Source organism: Pseudomonas sp. CG7 (assembly GCF_023701885.1).
GTDB classification, from domain to species: Bacteria; Pseudomonadota; Gammaproteobacteria; order Pseudomonadales; family Pseudomonadaceae; genus Aquipseudomonas; species Aquipseudomonas zanjanensis.
Window position 1 is genome coordinate 1 of sequence record NZ_JABAEE010000132.1, and the last position, 9,070, is coordinate 9,070.

Annotated in this window: 11 protein-coding genes; 8 read left to right on the forward strand and 3 right to left on the reverse strand. The window is 62.2% G+C overall.

Annotated features, from left to right (window positions below; translation table 11 throughout):
- The 7 genes from modA to HGO40_RS29355 form a co-directional block, all read left to right on the forward strand.
- The coding region (gene modA, locus HGO40_RS29325; RefSeq protein WP_250965896.1) for a molybdate ABC transporter substrate-binding protein at nucleotides 1-571 on the forward strand (571 nt) is incomplete at its 5' end.
- On the forward strand, nucleotides 572-1,252 hold the full coding sequence (gene modB / locus HGO40_RS29330; protein ID WP_186729699.1) for a molybdate ABC transporter permease subunit: 681 nt from the start codon (nucleotides 572-574) through the stop codon (nucleotides 1,250-1,252).
- Between the two features lie 3 nt (nucleotides 1,253-1,255).
- Nucleotides 1,256-2,335, forward strand: a complete 1,080-nt coding sequence (modC, locus tag HGO40_RS29335) for a molybdenum ABC transporter ATP-binding protein (RefSeq protein WP_250965897.1) — start codon at nucleotides 1,256-1,258, stop codon at nucleotides 2,333-2,335.
- A 206-nt stretch (nucleotides 2,336-2,541) separates the two neighbouring features.
- Entirely contained in the window at nucleotides 2,542-3,597 is a 1,056-nt protein-coding gene (locus HGO40_RS29340; RefSeq protein WP_250965898.1) for a DNA topoisomerase IB, read from the forward strand.
- A 118-nt stretch (nucleotides 3,598-3,715) separates the two neighbouring features.
- The gene (locus HGO40_RS29345; protein WP_250965899.1) at nucleotides 3,716-4,279 is read left to right on the forward strand and encodes an ATP-dependent Clp protease proteolytic subunit; all 564 of its coding nucleotides are present in this window, start codon (nucleotides 3,716-3,718) and stop codon (nucleotides 4,277-4,279) included.
- 223 nt (nucleotides 4,280-4,502) lie between these two features.
- Nucleotides 4,503-4,682 carry a con-10 family general stress protein gene (locus HGO40_RS29350; RefSeq protein WP_082343568.1) on the forward strand — a complete coding sequence of 60 codons (180 nt, stop codon included), beginning with the start codon at nucleotides 4,503-4,505 and terminating at the stop codon, nucleotides 4,680-4,682.
- A gap of 63 nt (nucleotides 4,683-4,745) precedes the next feature.
- On the forward strand, nucleotides 4,746-4,973 hold the full coding sequence (locus HGO40_RS29355; RefSeq protein ID WP_250965900.1) for a hypothetical protein: 228 nt from the start codon (nucleotides 4,746-4,748) through the stop codon (nucleotides 4,971-4,973).
- Between the two features lie 203 nt (nucleotides 4,974-5,176).
- Here HGO40_RS29355 and HGO40_RS29360 read toward each other — a convergent pair whose 3' ends face one another.
- Entirely contained in the window at nucleotides 5,177-5,932 is a 756-nt protein-coding gene (locus tag HGO40_RS29360; protein ID WP_250965901.1) for an OBAP family protein, read from the reverse strand.
- A gap of 106 nt (nucleotides 5,933-6,038) precedes the next feature.
- Nucleotides 6,039-6,572, reverse strand: a complete 534-nt coding sequence (locus tag HGO40_RS29365; RefSeq protein WP_250965902.1) for a DUF3087 family protein — start codon at nucleotides 6,570-6,572, stop codon at nucleotides 6,039-6,041.
- A gap of 217 nt (nucleotides 6,573-6,789) precedes the next feature.
- Here HGO40_RS29365 and ppnN point away from each other — a divergent pair, with 217 nt between their 5' ends.
- The gene (gene ppnN / locus HGO40_RS29370) at nucleotides 6,790-8,163 is read left to right on the forward strand and encodes a nucleotide 5'-monophosphate nucleosidase PpnN (protein ID WP_250965903.1); all 1,374 of its coding nucleotides are present in this window, start codon (nucleotides 6,790-6,792) and stop codon (nucleotides 8,161-8,163) included.
- Nucleotides 8,164-8,292: 129 nt separating this feature from the next.
- Here the strand turns inward: ppnN and HGO40_RS29375 are convergent, their stop codons facing one another.
- On the reverse strand, nucleotides 8,293-8,952 hold the full coding sequence (locus HGO40_RS29375) for an HAD family hydrolase (protein WP_250965904.1): 660 nt from the start codon (nucleotides 8,950-8,952) through the stop codon (nucleotides 8,293-8,295).
- Nucleotides 8,953-9,070: the final 118 nt, after the last annotated feature.

Below are 9,070 nucleotides of genomic sequence, written 5' to 3' on the forward strand. Positions count from 1 at the left end.
GTTCTACACGCAGATCAAGAACGGCGCGCCGTTCGAAGTGTTCCTCGCCGCCGATGACACCACCCCGGCCAGGCTCGAAAGCGAAGGCGACACCGTCAAGGGCTCGCGTTTCACCTATGCCATCGGCCCCCTGGCGCTGTGGTCGGCCAAGGCCGGTTATGTCGACAACAAGGGCCAAGTCCTCCAGCATGACGACTTCCAACACCTGTCCATCGCCAACCCGAAAACCGCGCCCTATGGCCTGGCCGCGACCCAGGTGCTGGACAAGCTCGGCTTGACCGCCCAGGTCAAAGGCAAACTCGTCGAAGGCCAGAACATCACCCAGGCCTATCAGTTCGTCTCCACCGGTAACGCTGAACTGGGCTTCGTCGCCTTGTCCCAGGTGTACAAGGACGGCAAGGTAACGGGCGGCTCGGCGTGGATCGTCCCGGCGGACCTGCACGATCCGATCAAACAGGACGCGGTGATCCTCGACAAAGGCCGGGACAACCCCGCCGCCGCCGCCCTGGTGGATTACCTTAAAGGCCCGAAAGCCGCCGCCATCATCCAGACCTACGGTTACCAACGCTAAATGCCCCTGACCAGCGCCGATTACGCCGCCATCTGGCTGACCCTGAAACTGGCGTCATTGACTACGGTGATCCTGCTGCTCATCGGCACGCCCATCGCATTGTGGCTGTCGCGCACCCGCTCCTGGCTGCGCGGGCCGGTGGGTGCGGTGGTGGCATTGCCCTTGGTGCTGCCGCCCACGGTGATCGGCTTCTATCTGTTGCTGGCGTTGGGGCCGAACGGCTGGATCGGCCAGTTCACCCAAGCCCTCGGGTTGGGCACCCTCACCTTCAGTTTCACCGGGTTGGTGATCGGCTCGGTGATCTATTCCATGCCGTTTGTGGTGCAGCCGTTGCAGAACGCCTTCGCCGCCATCGGCAGTCGCCCCTTGGAAGTCGCCGCCACTTTGCGGGCCGGGCCCTGGGACACGTTTTTCAGCGTCATCCTGCCCCTGGCCCGCCCCGGTTTCATCACCGCGGCGATCCTCGGTTTCGCCCACACCGTTGGCGAATTCGGCGTGGTGCTGATGATCGGCGGCAACATCCCGGAGAAAACCCGGGTGGTGTCAGTGCAGATCTACGACCATGTCGAAGCCCTGGAATATGCCCAGGCCCACTGGCTGGCGGCGGCGATGCTGGTGTTTTCATTCCTCGTGCTGCTGGCGCTGTACTCCAGCCGCCGAGCCCGCGCTGGCTGGAGCTGATCGATGATTCACGCGCGTTTGCAACTCGACCATGGGGCGTTTTCCCTGGACCTGGATGTGCAACTGCCGGGCCGTGGCGTGACAGCCTTGTATGGGCCTTCCGGTTCCGGCAAGACCACCTGCCTGCGCTGCATTGCCGGATTGGAACGGCCGGCCCAGGGGTTTATCGAAGTCAATGGCCACGTGTGGCAGGACAGTGAGCGCGGTGTGTTCGTGCCGCCCCACAAGCGTCCCGTGGGGTACGTGTTCCAGGAGGCGAGCCTGTTTGCCCATCTGTCGGTGCGGGCCAACCTGGCATTCGGCCTCAAGCGCATTGCACCGGCACAACGGCGGGTGGACATGGACCAGGCCACCGACCTGCTGGGCATCGGGCACTTGCTCGATCGGCAGCCGCACAACCTCTCCGGCGGCGAACGCCAACGGGTGGGCATCGCCCGCGCCTTGCTCACGAGCCCGCGACTGTTGCTGATGGATGAGCCGCTGGCGGCCCTCGATACCCGACGTAAAAACGAGCTCCTGCCTTATCTGCAACGGCTCCACGATGAGCTGGACATCCCGGTGCTGTACGTCAGCCATTCCCAGGACGAAGTGGCGCGCCTGGCCGATCACATCGTGCTGCTCGACGCTGGCCGCGCCCAGGCCAGCGGCCCCATCGGCGAAACCCTGGCCCGGCTCGACCTGCCATTGGCCCGGGGGGATGACGCCGGAGTGGTGATCGAAGGCAAGGTCAGCGGCTATGACCCGGCGTATCAATTGCTGACCTTGAACCTGCCCGACAGCCAACTGAACGTCCGCGTGGCCCATACCTCACTGGCCCTCGGCCAATCGCTGCGCTTCAAGGTCCAGGCCCGGGATGTCAGCCTCAGCCTGGCGAATGATGCCCAGACCAGCATTCTCAACCGCCTGCCGGTCACCGTGATCAGCGAACAGGCCGCCGACAACGCCGCCCATGTGCTGATCCGCCTGGAAGCGGCCGGCACCCCGCTGCTGGCGCGCATTACTCGCTACTCCCGCGACCAGTTGAAGCTGCACCCTGGGCAGGTGTTGTGGGCACAGATCAAGGCGGTGGCGGTGTTGGCTTAGGGTATCGAGCCACACCACTCTATTGTGGGAGCGGGCTTGCTCGCGAAGGCGACGGCACATTCAATACTTTTGCTGGCTGACTCACCGCTTTCGCGAGCAAGCCCGCTCCCACAGGTTTGGGGGGACCTTAAAATCTTGGCACGACCAGAACAGCCTGCGGTCAATGAATTCACAGGCCACCGGATTCGTTGCCAAGGATTTTTTTCATGCCCGACACCCTGCCGCCGGATGCACTGCCGGCCGACCTGCATTATGTCGATGACACGGCCCCGGGCATCACCCGCAAGAAGCTCCGGGGCAAATTCTGTTATTTCGACCCGCAGGGCCAACGCATCACTGACGCCGCCGAGATCCAGCGCATCAACGCCCTGGCGGTGCCGCCGGCCTACACCGATGTCTGGATTTGCACCGACCCCCGTGGTCATCTCCAGGCCACCGGGCGCGATGCCCGCGGGCGCAAGCAGTATCGCTACCATGCGCGCTGGCGTGAGGTGCGCGATGCGGACAAGTATTCGCGGATGCTGGAGTGCGGACGCGCCCTGCCGCGCTTGCGCAAACGCCTGGAAGAAATCCTCGCCACGCCCGGCTTCAGCCGCGACAAAGTGCTGGCCACGGTCATCACCCTGCTGGACGTGACCCTGATCCGCGTCGGCAACCCCCAATACGCTCGCGCCAATCGCTCCTACGGCCTGACCACCCTGCGCAACAAACATGTCGAGGTCAACGGCAGCGCCATCGCCTTCCAGTTCCGTGGCAAGAGCGGCGTCGAGCACCAGATCACCGTGAAGGACCGGCGCCTGGCGCGGATCATCAAGCGCTGCCAGGAGATCCCCGGGCAGAACCTGTTCCAATACCTGGACGAACATGGCGAGCGCCACTCCATCAGCTCTTCGGACATCAACGCCTACCTCAAGACGCTGACCGGCGCCGATTTCACCGCCAAGGATTACCGCACCTGGGCCGGCAGCGCAGCGGCGCTGGCCGGGCTGCGAGCGCTGCGTTGGGAAACCGAGACCGAAGCCAAGAAACACGTCACCGAGATGGTCAGGCAGGTCTCCCGACAGCTGGGCAACACGCCGACCGTCTGTCGTAAATGCTACATCCACCCCGCAGTAGTAGAAGGTTTCCTGCTCGGTGCCCTGAAGGCCTTGCCCAAACCCCGGGCCCGCAAAGGCCTCAGCGAAGAAGAAGCCGGACTGGCGCTATTCTTGAAGCGTATGACCCAAACGGCCGAGGCCTGCGAACAGGCGCAATCGGGTTAATGCAATGGACCCGCGGCGAGTCAAAGAGGTGGAACATCGGCAGACCACCGGACTCCCAATTGTAGGGCACGACCACTGCGCAGGTATTCAAAAAGGGTGAAATCGACAGGAGTTTCAGATGTCCGAACACATCGTCCATTTTCATTGCCAGATCGACCAGGGAACCACGGAACGCTTTCGCGACAACTGCCTGGAGGCCATCGAGCAAGGCGCCGACTCACTGATGCTCAACCTCTCCACCGTCGGCGGCAGCACCAACTTCGGTTTTACGCTGTATACCTTCATCAAGTCCCTCCCGGTGCCGGTGCGTGCAGTCAACGCCGGCAATATCGAGTCGATGGGCATCGTCATGTTCCTGGCCGCCAGCGACCGCACCACCACCCCCCATTCGCGCTTCCTGATTCATCCGATGAACTGGTATTTCGGCCAGAAATCCGTGGACCACTCACGCTTGCGCGAGTACCTGTCCAGCCTGGACAACGACGTGGCGCGGTACGTGGAGATCTACGTCAAGGAAACCGCCGGCGCGGCGACCCAATTGGATATCTTCAAGTGCCTGTGCGCCGAGGAACGAGTGATTCCGGCCGAGAATTCCCTGGCCTTTGGCATCGCCCACCGGGTCGAACAAGTGGTGTTCCCTGCGGAAGCCAAGCATTGGAAAGTCAGCGGCGGTGAAGATTAAACAATGGCATTGACAAATAACATGTTCGTTGGCTTTTCAATTAAAAGCGGCAATCTTGTACAACTTCAAAGCGAAGCGGCTGTATAACTTTTTCCCTATGCTTAACAAGCTGGTTACCGCTCGTCGCCAACGAAACGTTTTCTTTAAACTTCCCTCGGGAATTTCCTTTCACAGTTAGGCGAGGCAGTTTTTGCTCGCTTTAACCAAAATGAGGATTCTCAAAATGGCTAACACCGGAAACAAGAACCCAGGTAATTTCGCAAATGATCGTGAGAAAGCTTCGGAAGCCGGCAAGAAAGGCGGACACGCTTCGGGCGGCAATTTTGCAAATGACCGGGAAAAAGCCTCTGAAGCCGGCCGCAAAGGTGGCGAACGCAGCCATGGCGGCGGCAGGAAATCGTAACCTGGAAAACCGTCGGGGCGCAGTACTGCTGCGCCCTGGCGCTTAACCGCACCGAGGCCGCCCATGAGCAACCAGGATCGATTCATCATCAGTTTCATCAGCAACAACCAACCTGACAATCGTGTGGTGCAGGCAAGCACCGAGACATTGAGTGCCGACGAAGCCGAAGCACTCTTGAGGACGACGTTCAGTGAACTCAAGGATGTTGAACTCAGCGATGTCCAAGTTCAGAAAAAAACCCGGCCCAACGAAGAAGAACATGGTGTGCCGGGGCATTTCAAACAACCGTAGTTCAAACTAACTGCGCGGCGTCCTATCCCGCTTTATTACTTCGAACACTTCGTGGCGAGGGAGCTTGCTCCCGCTGGGCTGCAAAGCAGCCCCCCTCTATTGCTCAACTCGGTCAGTGATACGCCTGAGGGTTAATGGGGCTGCTGCGCAGCCCAGCGGGAGCAAGCTCCCTCGCCACAAAAAAGCGGAATTTCGACAACCTTTTAATGGGCGTGATCCCCAGTCGGATCCTTGATCTGCCACACCTGCCCTTTCTGCCAGGCGTCCGCCCCGGGATCGATCGCCGGCGCTTCAATACCCGCTCGGGCCCGCTTTTTCGCTTCGCTGTCGATGCCCATCCGACCGTCCCGCTCGCGTACCAGCCGTGAGTTGATCTGCCCGTCGGCCGTGAAGCCCATCATCAACTGAGGCACTCCGTAAGGCAGTGCGTTGCCCTGTTCGGTGTGCCAGGTGTGCCAGGTCTTGCCATAGGTGCCGACCAGGTTTTCCATCAGCCGGGTTTCCGCGGCCTGGGGGATCCCCGGTGCGATCAATTGCCCGGATTTCACCTCATGCACATGGCTGTGCCACAGCTGTTTTTCACTGGCTGGCAACCCTTCGAACAAACGCTTGCTGATGATGTACTCGACGCCCATCAGCTTGGCGCCGGAGGTGTTGCCGTCGAAGATCGCGCACTGAAAGACTTCCTCGTTCAGCGCCGTGCAGTAGTGATGCGCTTCCATCTGCCCGGACATCCGCCCGTTATAGAAATGAAAACCATCGAGGTAGGTGTCCAGGGCCCGCAACGGCGGTTTGTCCTGCAGGAGCCGCGCCCCGGTTTCCAGCGGCGCGGTGGTCGGGGTCTTCGCAGCGCCCGGCGCATCGACGGGCGAGCCGCTCGTGCCGCCCGCGCAACCGGTCAATCCCAAAGCCGACGCCCAAAGCAGTGTCCAGGCGCCATAAACGCTTCGATCTGGCATGTCATCTCTCCTTTTCATGACTGTTCATGAGAAAGACAGTGCCGGGGGCGGGTTTGATTTTCCTGGCGGCCTACCGACGAATGGCGCGCCTCGGCGACTTCTGGGATCAACCGGCGCTATGGATTTGCTTCACCGTCTCGATCCAGCTCGGGTCCAGGCGCGACTGTTCGGTGTCCAGGCCCAGCGCCTGCATCTTGGCCAGATGCGCGTCGGCCTCTCGCGCCAGGGAACCCTGGGCGCTGGAGTTGGCGTCCAGCTGATGCATCTGCGCCAGCCCCAGGTGATAGAAGCGCAGCAGCTTCATGGCGGCGGGGTCCTGGGCCTGCACACCGGCCGTCACCTGGTGCATGACGTTGGTGATTTTCATCAGGCTGCGCTTGAGTTGCCAGCCGTACACCGCGGCGGCCATCCACGGCTGCGACCAGAAATACTGGCGCATCAGGACCGCCATCGCCAACACGGCGACAATCACTCCGCCCAGGTTGAAGCGAAAGTTATCGCCTCCGGGCGTACCCAACAGCATCACGGCCAGGCTGGACAGCAACATCGCCAGGGCCAGGAACACCACCGCGATGATCAGGGTGCTGCGGCGGGTCTGCCTGCGGTAGGTGTCGCCATCCCACGGTTTGATCTCGAACATCGTGGCGCAATTTCCTTGTACGGCATCAAAAGAGTCACGCATTATCGCCTGCCCGGTCGATTTAGCTATGCTGGGGCTCATTTTGTATCGCTACCGACTCGCCGGGCGAGAATCGAAGTCCATGGCGATGGCGCAAGGATCGTGCGATCTTTCGGTGTGGACGTTTTTTTCAAGATGCCGTCGTTGTGTGCATGGCATCGTTTTCAAGGAAAGCTGAATGACTCAAAGACATGTAATCAACGCTTCGGTAAGCCCGAAAGGCAGCCTGGAAACCTTGTCCCAGCGCGAAGTGCAACAACTGAGCGAAGCCGGCTCCGGCAGCATCTACGACCTCTTCCGCCAGTGCGCCCTGGCCATCCTCAATACCGGCGCCCATGTCGATAACGCCAAGACCATCCTGGAAGCCTACAAGGACTTCGAGATCCGCATCCACCAGCAGGACCGGGGCGTGCGCCTGGAGCTGCTGAACGCGCCAGCCGACGCGTTCGTCGACGGCGAAATGATCGCCAGCACCCGCGAGATGCTGTTCAGCGCCCTGCGCGACATCGTCTACACCGAGAACGAGCTGGACAGCCAGCGCATCGACCTCAGCTCGTCCCAGGGCATCAGCGACTACGTGTTCCACCTGCTGCGCAACGCCCGCACCCTGCGCCCGGGTGTCGAGCCGAAAATTGTCGTGTGCTGGGGCGGTCATTCGATCAACACCGAAGAATACAAATACACCAAGAAGGTCGGCCACGAACTGGGCCTGCGCAGCCTGGACATCTGCACCGGCTGCGGCCCGGGCGTGATGAAAGGCCCGATGAAAGGCGCCACCATCGCCCCCGCCAAGCAGCGCATCCATGGCGGGCGCTACCTGGGCCTGACGGAGCCGGGCATCATCGCCGCCGAGGCACCGCACCCGATCGTCACCGAGCTGGTGATCCTGCCGGACATCGAGAAACGCCTGGAAGCCTTCGTGCGGGTCGGCCACGGCATCATCATCTTCCCGGGCGGCGCCGGCACGGCGGAAGAGTTCCTCTACCTGCTGGGTATCCTGATGCACCCGGCCAACCAGGACCTGCCCTTCCCAGTGGTGCTCACCGGGCCGAAAAGCGCCGCGCCGTACCTCGACCAGTTGCACGCGTTTGTCGGTGCCACCCAGGGCGAGGCGGCGCAGAAGCACTATCAGATCATCATCGACGACCCGGCCGAAGTGGCCCGGCAGATGACCCAGGGGCTCAAGGAGGTCAAGCAATTCCGCCGCGAACGCAACGACGCCTTCCACTTCAACTGGCTGCTGAAGATCGACGAGGGCTTCCAGCGCCCGTTCGACCCGACCCACGCCAACATGGCCAGCCTGGGCCTGAGCCGCGCCCTGCCGGCCCACGAACTGGCCGCCAACCTGCGCCGGGCGGTTTCGGGGCTCGTGGCCGGTAACGTCAAGGACCAGGGCATCCGCCTGATCGAGGAACACGGCCCTTACGAAATCCACGGCGACCCCGCCATCATGGAACCCCTCGACCGCCTGCTCCAGGCCTTCGTCGCCCAGCACCGCATGAAACTGCCGGGCGGCGCGGCGTATGTGCCGTGCTATCGCGTGGTGACCTGATCTATCCAAGCACCGCAGATCCCATGTGGGAGCGAGCTTGCTCGCGATGGCGTCAGCACATCCAATATTGATGCAAGCCGACCCACCGCTTTCGCGAGCAGGCTCGCTCCCACAAGGGGTCTGCTGTGGTTACAGAATCCGCATCAGCCCGGCGTCATCCACTTCAAGGCCTAGCCCGAGGTAATCCTTGATCTGCGGATGAAGGGTCACCACTGGGTGCGTGTGCGTTGCCGTCACCACCAGGACGTCAGCCCCGGCGGCCTCGCCTGCCCGGATCCCGGCCTCGGCGTCTTCAAAGACCAGGCACTCCTGGGGCGCCACGTGCAGGCGTTCGGCAGCCAGGCGATAGCAGGCGGGGTTGGGCTTGCCGTCGCTGACGTCTTCGGCGGTGACCATCACGGCGGGACGGGGGATGCCCGCCGCTTCCATGCGACGCAAGGCCAACGCCATGGGCGCGGAGGTGACGATTGCCCAGCGCTCCGGCGGCAGGCTTTCCAGGAACGCCAGCGCACCGGGCACTTGCACCACCCCTTCGACGTCTTCGATTTCTTCCTGGGTAATCTGCTCGGCCTGCGCCTCGGCATCCACTCCCGGCAGGTGCTGGCGGGCAATGGTGTCGATGGCGCGCACGCCATGGATGGTCGGCAGGAACGTCGCCACGTCCACGCCATGGCTCAGGGCCCAGCGTGTCCAGATCCGTTCGGCGGCGGCGATGGAATTGAGCAGCGTGCCGTCCATGTCGAACAGGAAGGCGCGGTAGGCGATGTTGGAGCGCAGAGTGACAGGCATCGGATCCTCAATGATGAAGGGGCGCATGACGGCCACTGTAACATCGCCAGGCACCGAACCTGTGGGAGCGGGCTTGCTCGCGAAGGCGGTGGATCAGTCCTGTCTCATATACACAACT